The organism is Halorussus sp. MSC15.2, assembly GCF_010747475.1.
Taxonomy (GTDB): Archaea; Halobacteriota; Halobacteria; order Halobacteriales; family Haladaptataceae; genus Halorussus.
The window spans coordinates 59925-74413 of sequence record NZ_VSLZ01000001.1; the positions used below are offsets into that span (position 1 = coordinate 59925).

Below are 14489 nucleotides of genomic sequence, written 5' to 3' on the forward strand. Positions count from 1 at the left end.
TCAAAAAATTATCGTAGAACAGACGGGGCTCTAAGGGCGTAATGAGGCAATTTCCGCGTCAAACCGAAGTCGTCGCCGAGCTTCGAGAGTATATAAATGCGGTCCCGGAAGGGACCGGCGGTCGGTCAGACATATCGACTCACCTCCGTCCGGAGTTTCTCGTCGGCGTCGGCCAGCGCCGCGCGCTCGTCGGCGAGCGCCGCCTCGTCCGCGGCGATGGTCTCCTCGGCCGCGGTCAGGCCCGCGGCGACCGCCTCGGGGGCGGGGCCGCCGGGCGAATCGCGGGACGCCGCGCTCGCTGCGGGGTCCAGCGCGGCCTCGACCGCCTCGCGCTCGACGTAGGCGTCGAGCGACTCGCCCAGCACGTCCTCGGCCGCCGCGTCGAGCGCGGCGTAGTCGGCCCCCTCTTCGGAAGCCTCGGCGACCATCTCGTGGGCCTTCCGGAAGGGGACCCCGGCCATCGCCAGCAGGTCGGCGACGCCGGTCGCGGTCGAGAATCCTTCCCCGGCCGCCTCGGCGAGCGCCGCCTCGTCCCACGCCGCGGTCGCCGCGGCCCCGGCCGCCACCGCGACCGCCTCGGTCACGGCGTCCGTGGCCTCCCACGCGTGGGGCGTGGCGTTCTGGAGGTCGCGGTTGTACGCGCGGGGCAGGCCCTTCAGGGTCGTGAGAAGCCCGTTCAGGCCCGCCGCGGCGTCGCCCGCGGTCGCCCGCACGAGTTCGAGCGTGTCGGGGTTCTTCTTCTGGGGCATGATGGAGGACGTCGAGGAGTAGTCGTCCGAGAGTTCGACGAGGCCCTTGTTCGAGAACACGACGAGGTCCTCGGCGAGTCCCGAGACGGTCGTCGCGAGGTTCGAGAGCGCGGCGACGACCTCCACGAGGAAGTCGCGGGTCGAGACCGCGTCCATCGAGTTGGCGACGAGACCGTCGAAGCCGAGCAACTCGGCGGTGCGCTCGCGGTCCACGTCGAACGGCGTGCCCGCGAACGCCGCCGCGCCGAGGGGCGACCGGTTCACCCGAGCGTATGCGTCGAACAGTCTCGCGGTGTCGCGCGCGACCGCCTGCTCGTAGGAGAGCAGGTAGTGGCCGACGGTGGTCGGCTGTGCGGGCTGGAGGTGGGTGTAACCGGGCATCACGGTCTCGGCGTGTTCCTCGGCGACCTCCGCCAGCGACTTCTGGAGGCCGAGGGTCGCCTCGACGGCGTCCAGTACGTCCTCGCGCAGGCGGTAGCGGATGCAGGTCGCCACCTCGTCGTTGCGCGACCGGGCGGTGTGCATCTTCCCGCCCACGTCGCCCGCGCGCCCGACGACGGCCGTCTCGATGGCGGCGTGAACGTCCTCGCCGTCGGGCAGGGCGTCGAAGCCCGCCGACTCCACCTCGTCCAGCGCCGAGAGGATGGCGGCGGCCTCGCCGTCGTCCACGACGCCCTGCTCGGCGAGCATCACGACGTGGGCGCGGTCCACCGCGAGGTCGGCCGCGAAGATGCGCTCGTCGTCGTCCATCGAGGAGAGGAACCCGCGGGCGGGGCCGCCGCTGAAGCGGTCGCGGCGCACCACGTCGCTCGCGGCTTCGCCGCTCGCGTATTCCGAGGCGCGTTGCGCCTCGCGTTCGCTCTCCTCGGTCATTCTACTGCTCCTCCGTCTCCTCGGTCTCGTCGCCTGAGCCGTCGGTCAGCAGTTCCGCCTTCTTGGCCTCGGCGTCCTTCGCCACCGCGTTGGCCAGTCTCGACTGGAAGCCGTGGTACTTCGCCACGCCGGTCGCGTCGGCCTGCGCGATGCCGTCCACCGACTCGGTGTTGAACGAGGCGGCCGACTCGGAGTAGACCGCGTAGTCGCTCTCGCGGGCCACCGGACGGGCCTGTCCGCCCTCGAACTTGACGGTGACGGTGCCCGTGACCTTCTCCTGCGTCGTGTCCACGAAGCCGTCGAGGGCGTCCACGAGCGGCGCGGATAGGAGACCTTCGTAGGCCTTCTCGGCCCACTGCTGGTCCACCTGCTTCTTGAAGGCGCGCTCCTCCTCCGTGAGGACGAGTCCTTCGAGCGCCTCGTGGGCGTTGAGCAGGGTCGTCGCGGCGGGATGCTCGTAGTTCTCGCGGACCTTCAGGCCGAGCATGCGGTCTTCCATCATGTCGGTGCGGCCGACGCCGTAACTCCCGGCGAGGTCGTTGAGGTACTCGATTAGCTGGACGGCGGGCATCTCTTCCCCGTCTTCAACCGGCGGTTGAAGGCTCGTCGAGGTTCCCTCGACGGTGTCGATGGCGACCGGGTAGCCGTCCTCGAAGGCGATTTCGATGGTCTCGAACTCGCCGTCCTCGGTCGTCTGCTGGCCGGGCGCGTCGGTCCACTCGTAGATGTCCTCCGGCGGGACGTAGCCGGGGTCTTCGAGGTCCGCGCCCTCGACCGAGCGACTCCAGAGGTTGGTGTCGATGGACCAGTCGCCCTCGTTACCGCCCTCGACGGGGAGGCCCTTCTCGTCGGCGTACTCCATCTCCCACTCGCGTGTCAGGCCGAGTTCGCGGACGGGCGCGATGACCTCCAAGTCCGAGTCGCGCCAGACCGCCTCGAAGCGCAGTTGGTCGTTTCCTTTGCCGGTACAGCCGTGGGCGACGGCGTCGCAGTCGTTCTCCACGGCCACGTCGAGGATGGCCTCGGCGATGACGGGGCGCGCCAGCGCGGTGCCGAGCGGGTAGCCCTGATACGTCGCGTTGGCCTTCACTGCGTCGAGGCACTGGTCGGCGAACGCGTCTTTCGCGTCCACGACGTAGTGGTCGAGGTCGAGCGCGTCGGCGGTCTCCTCGGCCTCGTCGAACTCCTCGGCGGGTTGGCCGACGTCTACCGTGACGCCGATTACTTCGTCGTAGTCGTACTCCTCTTCGAGCAGCGGGACGCATACTGTGGTGTCGAGTCCGCCCGAGAAGGCGAGCGCGACGGTGTTGTTATCTGTCATGTTGGGTGTAGTGTGTTGTCGTGTGTCTTATTCGGAACGTGGTTCGCTGACGATACGGGTGACGTCGGCGGCAAACTCGGAACAATCGTGGGATGAGGATAAGGTGGGGTCTAAAGGGACCCCGGTCGTCGTCGCGGCGCGAGAACGAGGGTGGACACGCGGCTCTGGGCGGGTGCGAACGAACCCGAGCCGTGAGTCCCTGTCATCGTCATCTCCTTCGGGTCCGAGGGGTTTAAACTCTATCGGCGCGGCAAGGATTACAGTCAATGGGGCGACACCTACTCGCCGAACGGAACCAGTCGCGAGTCCGTCAGAACCGGACTTCGAATCGCGCACCGCCGGAGTCGCTCTCGGCGACCGAGACGGTCCACCCGTGGGCCTCCGCGATACGCCGAACGATTGCGAGTCCCAGTCCGGTCCCGCCGTCGTCGGTCGAGAAGCCGTGTTCGAACACCGACTCGCACTGGTCTTCGGGGATGCCCGACCCGTCGTCGGCGACGTAGAACCCGTCTTCACCGTCGAGCGGACCGACCCGAACGGTCACTGTTCGGCCGCCGTGTTCTATCGAGTTGCGGAAGAAGTTCTCGAGCAACTGCTGGAGGCGGTCGCGGTCGGACTCGACCACTACGTCGTCTTCCACCCGGCAGGTGGCGTCGTCGGTATCGACGTTCTTCCACGCGTCGGCCGCCACTGCCGACAGGTCGTGGTCGGTCACGTCGTCCAGCGCGTCACCCTGCTCGGCCAACGTCAGCAGGTTCTGAATCAACTGCTCCATCCGTTCGAGAGCGCTCTCGACCTGCTCGAAGTCCTCCTCGGCACCGGTCTCCTCGGCCATGTTGAGGTAGATTCTGGCAACGTTCAGCGGGTTGCGAAGGTCGTGGCTGACCACGCTGGCGAACTCTTCGAGTCGGTCGTTCTGCTCGCGGAGCGCGCGCTCGTCGGCCATCTGCTCGTACTCGTAGCGCAACCACTGGGAGATGAGTTCGACGTATATCTTCTCGTTCTCGGAGAACGACCGGTCTCTGGGGTTTCGGTCGGCGAAACAGAGCGTTCCGTAGAAGTCGTCGCTTACGAACATCTTCGCGCCGACGTAACAGCCCAGACCGTAGGTCTCGTACGTCGGGTCGTCGAGCCATTCCTCCGACTCGGCGTCCTCCACGCTCAGCAGTCCCTCGTCGTCGATGGTCCTCCGGCAGTAGGTCTCGGCCAGCGGCGCGGTCTCGTCGGATTGGAGCAGTTCGTGAGACCCCACCGCATCGACGATTTCGAAGGTGTCGTCCTCGATGCGCGAGACGAACCCCACGTCCACGTCGAGGCGCTCTCGGCCGAGTTCCAGTAGCCGTCGTCGCTTCTGTTCGTAGGAGAGTTCCGTGTTCGACGCGGTTCGGTAGAGTTTCCGTAGGTACGTCTCGTTCTCCCTGAGTTCGGTCGCGATGCGGGCGTAGTCGTCGTCGGTCGTCTCCTGTGTGACGAGCGTCCCGACGAGTCCGCCAGAGGTCCGGCGCACCACGGCGTTCTCGACGCGGGTGACCAGCAGCGCCGACTGGTCGCGGTCGGACCGTCGTTCGAGGTAGTCGGTCGCGCCGCGCGCGAGCGCCTCCTCGGCGCTGTCGTCTCCCTCTCCCGCGACGAACACGTACGGGAGGTCGGGCCAGCGGTCTCGGACGGCGTCGAGTAGTTCGAATCCGGCGGCCACGTCGCCCACGACGCAGTCGAACTCATCGGTCTCCAGACAATCGAGTGCGCTCTCTCGGTCCGCGGCGACAGTCACGGTGAACGCTTCCTCGCGGCGGACGCTTCGCGCGAACGCCTCGGTCCCCGGTCTGTCGCCGACGAAGAGAACCCGAATCGCTTCTCCGGAGAACTCCATTCGTCGCAACGATGGGTCCCGAGTTCAATAAGTGTAGGCCCTCGAAAATTCCTCGCCGAACGACCACCGAGGGCGGTCCGCTCGCGCTGGAACGTCCGCCGTCCCCGAGTCGCTCTCGCGGCCGTTCGGACTCGGCGCGTCGTAACTACGCGGGTTCGACTCGACGACGAACAGTGAGCGTACTGTACGCTGCGGCGGCGAACACGACGACTGCGAGTACGGCGGCGATTGCTCGGTGTTCCGAAGCCGTCAGGACCGTCAGCGCGGGCAGTCCGCCGACGAACAGGAGGAGGGCGTACGGGACGTATCTCCGGTCGAGAGACGTCGAGAGCAGGACCAGCGACCCGATAATCCACAGCTGCGGTCCCAGAGCGAATCCGACGAGTCAGGCCGGGAAGAGCAAGAGACCGATGGCCGTGGCGATACCTTCTCGCCCCGTACCGATGCTCGCGGCCGAGACGATAGTCGCTCCGACGAGGACGCCGACGAGTGTCACCGTAGAGAGTTGCCGTGACCCGACCGGGGAGCCAACCACGTAGACTCCCAGCGCGATTGCGACGGCGACTGCCGAAAGCACAGGGAGCAGTCGAAGAAGTTCCCGATTACCAGATGTGGACACGATTAATGTTTCGTAGTGACAAGTTAACGCGTTGGCGTGGTCCAGACCGCGTACCACGTACCGCTCTGTGCGGTCCCGAAGCGAAGATGGTCGTTCCTCGGTGCCACAACGTACAATCGCTCACGCGTTCGTGCAACGCGCGTCTCTCGGAACGCCGACCGTCGCTGGCGGCCCACCTTCCATGGCACGCCCACCGAACCGTCATCCTCTTGGCTCGCGCGAACCGACGCTCCGACAGTGTACAGCCTCAACGTCGCGGTTCCCGGCGAAGTCGAGCGACTCGTCGAGGACCTCCGGCCCGCGCTCCTCGACTTCGACGCGATTCGAGAGCGCCACACCCTCCTCTGCAAGCGCCTCGGCGACTCGCCGCCGGGAGGAGTCGCACGTCTGCGCGAGCAGGTCCGCACGGCGCTCGGGGACGCGCCGGCTTTCGAGGTCCGCGTCACCGGTCTCGACTACTTCGCCTACCCGCCCCTCGGCGAGGGACCGGTCGTCTACCTCGCGGTCGAGAGTCCCGGTCTCCGGCGGATTCACCGCAGACTGCTCGACGAGTTCTCCGCGATAGCGGAGTTCGAGGGCGACGACTACGTGCCCCACGTCACGCTAGCCCGCGGCGGCGACGTGGAGACCGCGCGTCGATTCGTGGAGCGCGACATCGAACCCGTGACGTGGACTGTGAATCGACTCGCCCTCTGGGACGCGACCTACGAGGAGGAGGTCGCCACGTTCTCGCTGCCCGCCTGAGTCAACAGTCGTCGCCCGCCGGGTCGTCGCGCCCGGCGTCGTTCGGCTGTCGCTTCGTCGTCGCCGTTCGGTTTCCGGGTCATTTTCGCGAGTTTCACGGCGTCGGCGGGTCGCCGGTCCACGCCTGTTTGTCACTGTAGAAGTTCAGCATCGCGAATTTCAGCTTCTCGGCCTGCACGTCCAGCATCTCGCCGCGCTCCTCGGGCGGGAACGTATCGCGGACACTGTACTTGCCCATCTCGCGCTGTCCCGCTTCGGTGTAACGCTTGTCCACCAGCACGCGGACGCCGAAGTCGTCGGGCGACCGGATGACTCGCCCCAGCGCTTGGCGCGTCTTGCGAATCGTCGGAATCTCGACGGCGTACTCCCACCCGGAGTCCCGGCCCGAGCGGTCCGCGAACGTCCGGTCGTACGCCTCTTGGACCGCCTCCATCCGGTCGTTCAGGTGCGGGTAGGGCACGCCGACCACGACCACGGTCCGGGCCTCGTCGCCGTCGAAACTCACCCCTTCCGCGAGGGTGCCCCAGAGCGACGTGAACAGCGCGGCGTCGTCGTCGGCGACGAACCGCTGGCGCAGGTCCTCCACCGACGTCCCGGGTTCGTCCATGTAGAGGGTCGCGTCGCCGCCGAACTCCCGTCCGAGTCGGTCGTAGTACCGCTCGGCCTCGGCGTAACTCGGGAAGAACAGTAGGGTGTTGCCCGCAGTGAACTCCACCGCGTCCCGGAGGACGCCAGCGATGGCCTCTTGGGTGTCTAGGTCGTCTCGCTCGCTGGAGAAGAGCGCGGGCGTCTCGACCGCGAACGTCCGGCGGTTCTCCTCGGGGAACTGGAGACCGTAGGCGATTTCGGCGGGGTCCTCCAGCCCCAAAACGTCCGAAATCACGTCGAACGGCCGGAGCGTCGCGCTCATCAGCACCGTGGCGTACACCTCGTCGAAGAGTTCCTCGGTGACTTCCCGCGGGATGCAGGTGTAGAGTTCCGCGCGGCCGTACACCTCCTCGGTCGCCTCGTCGCGCCGGACCGACACCACGGGGTACTGGCCCAGTTCCGCGCTCTCGTCCATGAACGACTGGACGAACCTCGCGGCCTGCAGGGTCTGGCACTCCTGTCGTGTGGTGGACTCGCCGTTCTTGTACGCCTCCTCGTACTCCTCGTCCAACTCCTTGCCGAGGTGAACGGCGAGTTCGAGTTCCGTGTCGATTCCCTTGCCGGTGTACTGCTGGAGGAAGTTGAGTGTCAGGTCGTCGCGCTTGCCCTCGTTCGCGATGGAGAGGTCCTCCCAGTTGTCGCCGACCTGCTCGCGGTCGCCGAATCCCAAGTTGTCCTCGTAGGTCTCTTCGAGCGCCGCCCGGAACGCCGAGATGACGTTGTAGGCGGGTTCGGCCCGGGCGTCGTCGGAGTCCTGCAGTTCGTCGAGCGCGGAGTCGAGGGTGTTCTCGGTCAGCGTCCGAGTGGCGTGCTCGCGGGCGGTGTCCTCGACGTTGTGAGCCTCGTCGAAGATTGTGATGACGTCCTCGGGGTCCCGGTCTAACCACCGGAAGAACTGCTCGCGTATCATGGGGTCGAGCAGGTGGTGGTAGTTGCAGACCACCAAATCCACGCCCTCCATCCCGTCCTTCAGGAGTTCGTAGCCGCAGAGTTGCTGCTCCTCGGCGTAGTCGTAGATGTCGTCGGGCGTGCGCACGTCGTCGTAGAGCCACGAGTAGAACTCGTCGTTGTCGCCGACGAGGTTGTTGTAGTAGTACTCGCAGGTGTTGTTCTCCTCGAGACTCTCGACGCGCTCTTGGACCTGTTCCAACTCGTCCATGACCGCGCTCCGGGCCTCGGCGGCGCGCTCGTCGCCCTCCTGACTCGCTTCCAGCAACTCCTCTTGGCGGTCCTCCAGTTCCGCGAGGTCGCTCTCGGCGTCCACGACCTCGTAGGTGTTGTCCCGCAGGACCTGACACTCCTCGAACCCCACGTCGATGTGACACATCGACCCCTTCCCCCGGAAGACCACCGCACGGATGGGTTCCTCTCGGGTGATGGCTCGCGCGTCGGCGACGAACTGGCGCATCTGCTGGTGGACGTTGGTCGTGATGACGACCGTCTTGTCCTCCTCGCGGGCGTACTCCAGCGCGGGGACGAGCGACGACAGCGTCTTGCCCGTCCCGCAGGCCCCCTCAAACAGCACGTCCTGCCCGCGGGTGAAGGTGTTGTAGATGCGGTCCATCGCCTCCCGCTGGTTCTCGTACGGCTCTTCGTAGGGGAAAAAGCGCATGTACCCGTTCGTCTCTGCCACGGGAGTGGGTTTGCTCGGCTTGAGGTTTAAACTCTCGCTTGCGAGTGGAAGTGTCGGATTAGCGGAACGCACTCGGCGTCTTCAAGTTATCACTCGCCGGCCCGGGACCTGATGAACTGAACGAACAGGTAGACGGGCATCCCGTAAAGTACCAGTATCGACGTGCCTGCCGCGAGTGTTCGGAATGCGCCAGAGGTCGTCGGGGAGGTGAGTTCGAGGGTAATCAGAGCGAGGAAGTACACGACGAGGGCGAGTAACCTATCCGTCCGGTTCATACGGCGACATCTAAGTGAAACTAGGTGAACCTGTCGCGTTCTGCCGACAGAATCGTTGCTAGCCGAGTAGAAGCCGTTCGATATCCCTTCGGAATTGCCAGTGCGGAACTACCCCGCTTCCTCCTTCCTGCTCCGCCACCGCGTTTCCGGTTCGATGTACACCTTCGAGACGCTCCCGTTCTGCTCCATCAGCGCGTCCTCCAAGTCGGTAATCTTCTGGTCCATCTCGGCCGTGGCGATGCCCTTGTCGAAGGCGATGTCGGCGGTGAGAATCGCGTCCTCCGGGCCGAAGACCACGGTCCGGAAGTCAACGATGTTTACCACGCCGTCCCATCCCTCGATGATATCCCGCAGTTCCCGCTCCTCGGACTTCGGCAGACTCTCGCCGAGCAGGAGGCGTTTGTTCTCCCACGCGAGCGCCACCGCGAACCCCATCAGGAGGAGACCGATGAGCAGCGCCGCCACCGCGTCGTAAATCGGGTTCCCGGTGATTCTAGAGAGGTAGATTCCGAAGAGTGCGATGGCCGCACCGGACAGCGCGATGGTGTCCTCGGTGAACGCGGTCAGCGTCGTCACGTTGGTGGTCTTCTTGAACGCCTCGGTCAGTCCGCTCCAGTTGTGCTGCTCGATGTCCTTCTTCATGCCGGCCCACGCCTTCTTCAGCGCCCAGCCTTCGAACAGAATCGCGGCGATAAGCACACCGTAGTTGACCCAGACGCCAGGGAACGTGTATCCGAGCAGTGTGGCCGCGCCCTGCTCGGGCACGTGGGGGTGCATGATGGCGTCGTACCCGTGCTTGGCCGACTCCCACCCGGCGATGCCGAACAGCAGGACACTCACCAGAAAGCTGTAGAAGAACTGCGCCTTCCCGTAGCCGAACGGGTGTTCGCGACTCGCCTCCTTGTTGCTGTATCGGATGCCGATAAGCAGGAACACCTGATTGCCGGTGTCCGAGATGGAGTGGTACGTCTCCGAGAGCATCGCCGCGCTCCCGGTCAACAGGAATCCGAGGAACTTCAGCACGGCTATCGCCCCGTTGGCGATGAGCGCGGCGATGACGACAGACTTGCTTTCCGCCATTGGCGTAGCCTTCTCGCTCGGCGGACAAGAAAGTGATTGCAAGCAGAGACGGAAACGCTCACGAGTGGGGCGCTCCTACGACGAGCCATGATAACCGTCGTCTCGGACACCCACAGTCGGTCCGGCCACGAACTGGCGGGGCGCACGGAGGAAGCGGTCGAGGAAGCAGACGTCGTCGTCCACGCCGGGGACTTTCTGAACGGGGCGGCACTCGACGCGTTCGAAGCAGTCAGCGACCGCCTCTACGGCGTGTACGGCAACAACGCCACGCCCGACGTACGCGACCGTCTCCCGCCCGAACGCACCTTCGAGGTCGAGGGCGTCCGGTTCGTCCTGACGCACGGCGACGACCGCGGCGCGACCGGACTCTCGCTGCTGGGTCGCCAGCAGGCCGCCGACGTGGTCGTGTTCGGCCACTCCCACCGCCACGCGGTCAGCGAGGGCGAGGACGTGTTACTTCTCAACCCCGGCAGTCACGCTCGACCTCGCGGCGGCGTCCCGACCCACGCGGAACTCCGGCCGACGGACGGCGACGCGGAGACCGACGCCAGACTCTCGGGCGAGATTCGCCACCGCGACGGGTCGGTCGTCGAGTCGTTCGAGATAGAGTGAGGTGCGCTATCCCCTCCATCTCCGACGTCGCGCTGGTCCTGGGTCTGTTCGCACTCGTCTGCGGCGGAACGTTCGGTACGTACGGATGGCGGCGCTGAGGACGCGGCGCGTACGGGTGGCGTCGGCGCTGACGCTGGCAGGCACTCGAACTCTGAAATCGATGACCGCCCCGCAGTGAGAGGCACAGGAGGGAGGGCGGCGGCGTATGGACACAGGGTGCGGGGAGTTCGGCGATGGTGGAGGGCCGAAGCGGGGCGGTACACTACTGCCTACGGTCCCGTATATCAAATACTTCCCGTAAGCTCAAAAAGCCGTTTTAGTTATCCCCGACAGTGCGTATTCATCGCTGTTGGCGACTCACTCGCTGCGATTCGTGTAGTACCACCACGCGAACCCCAGCGCGATGACGAGCGCACCGCCGGCGAAGAAGACGAGACCCGGCGGCACGGCGTTGGCCGCGGCGTCGGCGGTCTGTTGGGCCGCGTCGGTCGATTGGACCGTCATCCCGCCGCCGGTTTCCGTGGCGGTGTCCCCGCCGGAGACACCGAAGAGCGTCCCGACCCCGTCGCCGAACGCCTGTTGGACCGCGACGCTCAGGAGACCGAGCGCGCCGAACGCGCCGAGCAGGCGCGAGAGGGCGGCTTTCAGTCCGGTCGTCTTCTCCTCGTTCCCGGCGAACACGACGAGCGGTTGGTCGGCGGGCGCGTACACCTTCATCTCGCGTCCCTTCTCGGAGTACACCGTGTCTACGACCTGTATCACGTCGGCGTCCTCCAGTTTGCCGAGGTGGTACTGGGTGTTCTGGAGCGACGTGTCGATGGTGTCGGCGAGCGCGGAAGGCGTCGCGGGGTCGTCGTGGAGGGCCGCCAGCAGTTCGCGGGCCGTCTCCGAGGAGAGCGCCCCGAGAAGGTCGTCGGCGTCGTCGCTATCGACGCCGATGACCCTCGGTTCGGCGGACTGCGGGGCGGTCGCGTCAGAGGTGGAGGGCAGGAGGTCAGCCATAGGTCCCCGTTGCCACCCCTATCCCATCAACTTTGCCACCGTTCGGAGCGGCGAGCGTCGAAACGAATTTGGTTAGTCAACCGAATTGAACGCACATGGACTTCGTCTACAACAACCCCATGGTGGTCGGCTTCGTGGTGCTGCTGCTCGGGTTCGTCTTCTTCATGTACCTGTTCATCCGCCGAACCGTCACTGGGTTCCAAGAAGGCGTCCAAAACGGCCGACGGTAGTCGGACCGCGTTCCGCCGACCTTACCCTTCGACTACGTCGCCGATGCGGTCAGCGGCATCCGCGATATCGTCGCGGTCCACGTCCCAGTGAGTGCAGAAGCGCGCGACGTGCGTGTCGAACTGCGTCCCGAGGACGCCCGCGTCCTCGCAGGCGTCGAGGAACTCGTCGGCGGTCAGGCCGGCTGCCTCGGTGTTCACGAGGACGATGTTCGTCTCCGGGTCCTGCACCGACAGGCCCTCGACTCCGGCGAGTCGCTCGGCCAGCAGTCGGGCGTTATCGTGGTCCTCCGAGAGGCGCTCGACGTTTTCGAGCGCAAGTAGCCCCGGCGCGGCCACGATTCCGGCCTGACGCATCCCGCCGCCGAACAGTTTCCGGTTGCGCCGCGCGCGTTCGACGAACTCCTCGCTCCCGGCCAGCATCGACCCGACCGGTGCGCCGAGTCCCTTCGAGAGACAGAACATCACCGAATCGACGTTCTCGGTCACGCGCTCGACAGGCACGTCGTGAGCCACGGCCGCGTTGCAGACCCGCGCGCCGTCGAGGTGGACCGGGACGCCGAGTTCGCGAGCGGTCTCCGCCGCGGCGTCGATTTTCTCCGGCGTGACGGCGACGCCGCCCTTGCTGTTGTGCGTATTTTCGAGTGTGAGCAGTCCGGTTCCCGGTCGGTGGAGGTCCTCCTCGACGTACTCCTCGCGGACCTGCTCGGGGGTCGGAACGCCGCGTTCGCCGCCGTCGAGCGTCCGAACCTGCAGGGTCGATAGCTGGGCCATCCCGCCGAGTTCCCACTTGACGACGTGGCTCTCGCGCTCGGTCAGCACCTCCTGTCCGCGCTCGGTGTGGGTCCGGACCGCGACCTGATTGCCCATCGTGCCGGTCGGGACGTAGAGGGCGTCCTCCATGCCCACGAGGTCGGCGGCTTCCGCCTCCAACTGGTTGACGGTCGGGTCCTCGCCGTACACGTCGTCGCCCACGTCGGCGTCTCGGGCGGCGTCGCGCATCGCCTCGTCCGGTGTCGTCACGGTGTCGCTCCGCAGGTCTATCATGCCCGTCCCTTGCTCGCGGCGGGTCAAATACCTCGCGGTGGCGTGTCAGTTCTGCCGCTGGTGTGACAGTGGAGGTGCAGTGTGATTGCGTGTCAGTCGCGGGTGCAGTGCGGCGATTCAGACCGTGGACCGAAAGCGGTTTCCCGGTCTCGTCAACATTTGCCTTTATGGACCCCCGAGTCAGAGAGCACGCCGAAATCGTCGTGGACCATTCTACCGAAATCGAGACCGGTGACAACGTCGTCGTCAGCGCTTCCTCGGCAGCGGAAGACCTGACGCTCGCGCTCTGTGAGACCATCGGCGAACGGGGTGGACTTCCGTTCCACGTCTCGTTCCGCAACGACCGGACGCGCGCGGCGTTCCTCGGAGGCGTCTCGCCCGAGGACGTCGATACGCCCGACCACGAACTCGCGCTGGCGGAGGCCGCCGACGTGTGGATTCACGTCCGCGCCCACGACAACGTCGCCGAGATGAGCGCGGTGGAGAGCGACACCATGGCGGCCTACCGGAAGGCCCAACTCCCCGTCCGCGAGGAGATTCTCGACACGACGTGGGTCCTCACCCAGTACCCCGCGCCCGCCGACGCCCAGAACGCCGAGATGAGTACCGAGGAGTACGAGGAGTTCGTCTGGTCGGCCATCGGCAAGGACTGGGCGGCCCAGAAGGCCCATCAGGAGGAGATGGTGGAAATCCTCGACGCGGGCGAGGAGGTCCGCATCGTCTCGGGCGACACCACCGACCTCACCATGAGCATCGAGGGGATGACCACCATCAACGACCACGCGAAGAACAACCTCCCCGGCGGCGAGGTGTTCACCGCGCCGGTCGCCGACTCCGTGGAAGGCGAAGTGCTGTTCGACAAGCCGCTCATCCACGAGGGTCACGAGGTCGAGGACGGCTACCTCCGATTCGAGGGCGGCGAGGTCGTCGAGTACAGCGCCAGCAAGAACGAGGACGTGCTGGGGCAGGTCCTCGACACCGACGAGGGTGCCCGCAGACTCGGGGAACTCGGCATCGGGATGAACCGCGACATCGACCGGTTCACCTACAACATGCTGTTCGACGAGAAGATGGGCGACACCATCCACCTCGCGGTCGGCCGCGCGTACGACGAGTGCCTGCCCGAGGGCGAGACGGGCAACGAGAGCGCGGTCCACGTGGACATGATTGTGGACATGAGCGAGGACTCCTACATCGAAGTAGACGGCGAAGTCGTCCAGCGAAACGGCACGTTCCGATTCGAGGACGGGTTCGAGGAGAGCGAGGCCTGAGCGGAGCGAAGGCCTCGAACCGAAGCGGGGAGCGAAGCGACCCGCGGAGGAGTAGGGTGGTCTTTTTTCATCGACGTTTTTCCAGGAGAGTCGCCGGAGGCGACTCGACGAGGAAAAAGGTCGGACGCGGACGTTCCGATTCGAGGACGGGTTCGAGGGCTGAGCGTTCACCTTCTTCGCGAACGAGTCCGCTGTCACCGGAGGCATCTCTTAAAAGCACGAACGACGCCGCGAGCGTAGCGAGGATTACCGAAGGGATGTAGTCGCCTCGAACGCCACCGTGACGACGGAGAATCTCCGTACGGCTTCGTGAATATATGCCATATATGATGACATTATTTCAATTTACTCTGACCATTATCCCAACTGTGACTCGGTTTTCGTGCGTCTCGGCCGTAAGATTTCTCTACTTAGCTTACATTGCAATTTAAGTGTTTGGGCCATAGACTCACACCTCGTGACAAAGGTATCGTGTCCCGACTGTGGTCGCAGTATCGCTATGCACGAACTCGAAACCC

At 65.6% G+C, this 14489-nt stretch carries 13 protein-coding genes; 4 read left to right on the plus strand and 9 right to left on the minus strand.

The annotated features are described in order from the left end of the window. Positions 1 to 125: 125 nt before the first annotated feature. The 4 genes from argH to FXF75_RS00345 form a co-directional block, all read right to left on the minus strand. Entirely contained in the window at positions 126 to 1622 is a 1497-nt protein-coding gene (gene argH, locus FXF75_RS00330) for an argininosuccinate lyase (RefSeq protein WP_163519594.1), read from the minus strand. Between the two features lies 1 nt (position 1623). Then, positions 1624 to 2943: an argininosuccinate synthase gene (locus tag FXF75_RS00335; RefSeq protein ID WP_163519595.1), complete on the minus strand. Its 1320-nt coding sequence runs from the start codon at positions 2941 to 2943 to the stop codon at positions 1624 to 1626. A gap of 310 nt (positions 2944 to 3253) precedes the next feature. Then, positions 3254 to 4813 carry a GAF domain-containing sensor histidine kinase gene (locus FXF75_RS00340; RefSeq protein WP_163519596.1) on the minus strand — a complete coding sequence of 520 codons (1560 nt, stop codon included), beginning with the start codon at positions 4811 to 4813 and terminating at the stop codon, positions 3254 to 3256. A 385-nt stretch (positions 4814 to 5198) separates the two neighbouring features. Next, positions 5199 to 5390: a hypothetical protein gene (locus FXF75_RS00345; protein WP_163519597.1), complete on the minus strand. Its 192-nt coding sequence runs from the start codon at positions 5388 to 5390 to the stop codon at positions 5199 to 5201. A 279-nt stretch (positions 5391 to 5669) separates the two neighbouring features. On the opposite strand from FXF75_RS00345, the gene FXF75_RS00350 reads away from it, so the two are divergent. Then, the gene (locus FXF75_RS00350) at positions 5670 to 6176 is read left to right on the plus strand and encodes a 2'-5' RNA ligase family protein (RefSeq protein ID WP_163519598.1); all 507 of its coding nucleotides are present in this window, start codon (positions 5670 to 5672) and stop codon (positions 6174 to 6176) included. A gap of 94 nt (positions 6177 to 6270) precedes the next feature. Here FXF75_RS00350 and FXF75_RS00355 read toward each other — a convergent pair whose 3' ends face one another. The 3 genes from FXF75_RS00355 to FXF75_RS00365 all read right to left on the minus strand — a co-directional run bounded on the left by FXF75_RS00355 (position 6271) and on the right by FXF75_RS00365 (position 9812). Next, on the minus strand, positions 6271 to 8457 hold the full coding sequence (locus FXF75_RS00355) for an ATP-dependent DNA helicase (protein WP_163519599.1): 2187 nt from the start codon (positions 8455 to 8457) through the stop codon (positions 6271 to 6273). An 89-nt stretch (positions 8458 to 8546) separates the two neighbouring features. Beyond that, positions 8547 to 8732, minus strand: a complete 186-nt coding sequence (locus tag FXF75_RS00360) for a hypothetical protein (protein WP_163519600.1) — start codon at positions 8730 to 8732, stop codon at positions 8547 to 8549. A gap of 108 nt (positions 8733 to 8840) precedes the next feature. Continuing rightward, positions 8841 to 9812 carry a cation diffusion facilitator family transporter gene (locus FXF75_RS00365; protein ID WP_163519601.1) on the minus strand — a complete coding sequence of 324 codons (972 nt, stop codon included), beginning with the start codon at positions 9810 to 9812 and terminating at the stop codon, positions 8841 to 8843. A gap of 87 nt (positions 9813 to 9899) precedes the next feature. On the opposite strand from FXF75_RS00365, the gene FXF75_RS00370 reads away from it, so the two are divergent. Beyond that, positions 9900 to 10424, plus strand: a complete 525-nt coding sequence (locus FXF75_RS00370) for a metallophosphoesterase (protein ID WP_163519602.1) — start codon at positions 9900 to 9902, stop codon at positions 10422 to 10424. A gap of 357 nt (positions 10425 to 10781) precedes the next feature. Here the strand turns inward: FXF75_RS00370 and FXF75_RS00375 are convergent, their stop codons facing one another. Beyond that, the gene (locus FXF75_RS00375) at positions 10782 to 11426 is read right to left on the minus strand and encodes a helix-turn-helix domain-containing protein (RefSeq protein ID WP_163519603.1); all 645 of its coding nucleotides are present in this window, start codon (positions 11424 to 11426) and stop codon (positions 10782 to 10784) included. A 95-nt stretch (positions 11427 to 11521) separates the two neighbouring features. On the opposite strand from FXF75_RS00375, the gene FXF75_RS22965 reads away from it, so the two are divergent. After that, positions 11522 to 11656, plus strand: coding sequence for a hypothetical protein (locus FXF75_RS22965; RefSeq protein ID WP_275897368.1), 135 nt, complete (start codon positions 11522 to 11524; stop codon positions 11654 to 11656). A 21-nt stretch (positions 11657 to 11677) separates the two neighbouring features. Here FXF75_RS22965 and FXF75_RS00380 read toward each other — a convergent pair whose 3' ends face one another. Beyond that, complete coding sequence (locus FXF75_RS00380) at positions 11678 to 12700, minus strand: low specificity L-threonine aldolase (protein ID WP_163519604.1); 1023 nt, start codon at positions 12698 to 12700, stop codon at positions 11678 to 11680. A 167-nt stretch (positions 12701 to 12867) separates the two neighbouring features. Between FXF75_RS00380 and FXF75_RS00385 the strand changes: the two genes are divergently transcribed. Then, a complete protein-coding gene (locus FXF75_RS00385; protein WP_163519605.1) occupies positions 12868 to 13971 on the plus strand; it encodes an aminopeptidase in 1104 nt (367 codons plus the stop codon). Positions 13972 to 14489 lie beyond the last annotated feature (518 nt).

Excerpts from the sequence above, each read along its gene's own strand:
- argH (WP_163519594.1), bottom strand. The coding sequence starts at position 1,622 with ATGACCGAGGAGAGCGAACGCGAGGCGCAACGCGCCTCGGAATACGCG.
- FXF75_RS00335 (WP_163519595.1), bottom strand. The coding sequence starts at position 2,943 with ATGACAGATAACAACACCGTCGCGCTCGCCTTCTCGGGCGGACTCGAC.
- FXF75_RS00340 (WP_163519596.1), bottom strand. The coding sequence starts at position 4,813 with ATGGAGTTCTCCGGAGAAGCGATTCGGGTTCTCTTCGTCGGCGACAGA.
- FXF75_RS00360 (WP_163519600.1), bottom strand. The coding sequence starts at position 8,732 with ATGAACCGGACGGATAGGTTACTCGCCCTCGTCGTGTACTTCCTCGCT.
- FXF75_RS00365 (WP_163519601.1), bottom strand. The coding sequence starts at position 9,812 with ATGGCGGAAAGCAAGTCTGTCGTCATCGCCGCGCTCATCGCCAACGGG.
- FXF75_RS00370 (WP_163519602.1), top strand. The coding sequence starts at position 9,900 with ATGATAACCGTCGTCTCGGACACCCACAGTCGGTCCGGCCACGAACTG.
- FXF75_RS00375 (WP_163519603.1), bottom strand. The coding sequence starts at position 11,426 with ATGGCTGACCTCCTGCCCTCCACCTCTGACGCGACCGCCCCGCAGTCC.
- FXF75_RS22965 (WP_275897368.1), top strand. The coding sequence starts at position 11,522 with ATGGACTTCGTCTACAACAACCCCATGGTGGTCGGCTTCGTGGTGCTG.
- FXF75_RS00380 (WP_163519604.1), bottom strand. The coding sequence starts at position 12,700 with ATGATAGACCTGCGGAGCGACACCGTGACGACACCGGACGAGGCGATG.
- FXF75_RS00385 (WP_163519605.1), top strand. The coding sequence starts at position 12,868 with ATGGACCCCCGAGTCAGAGAGCACGCCGAAATCGTCGTGGACCATTCT.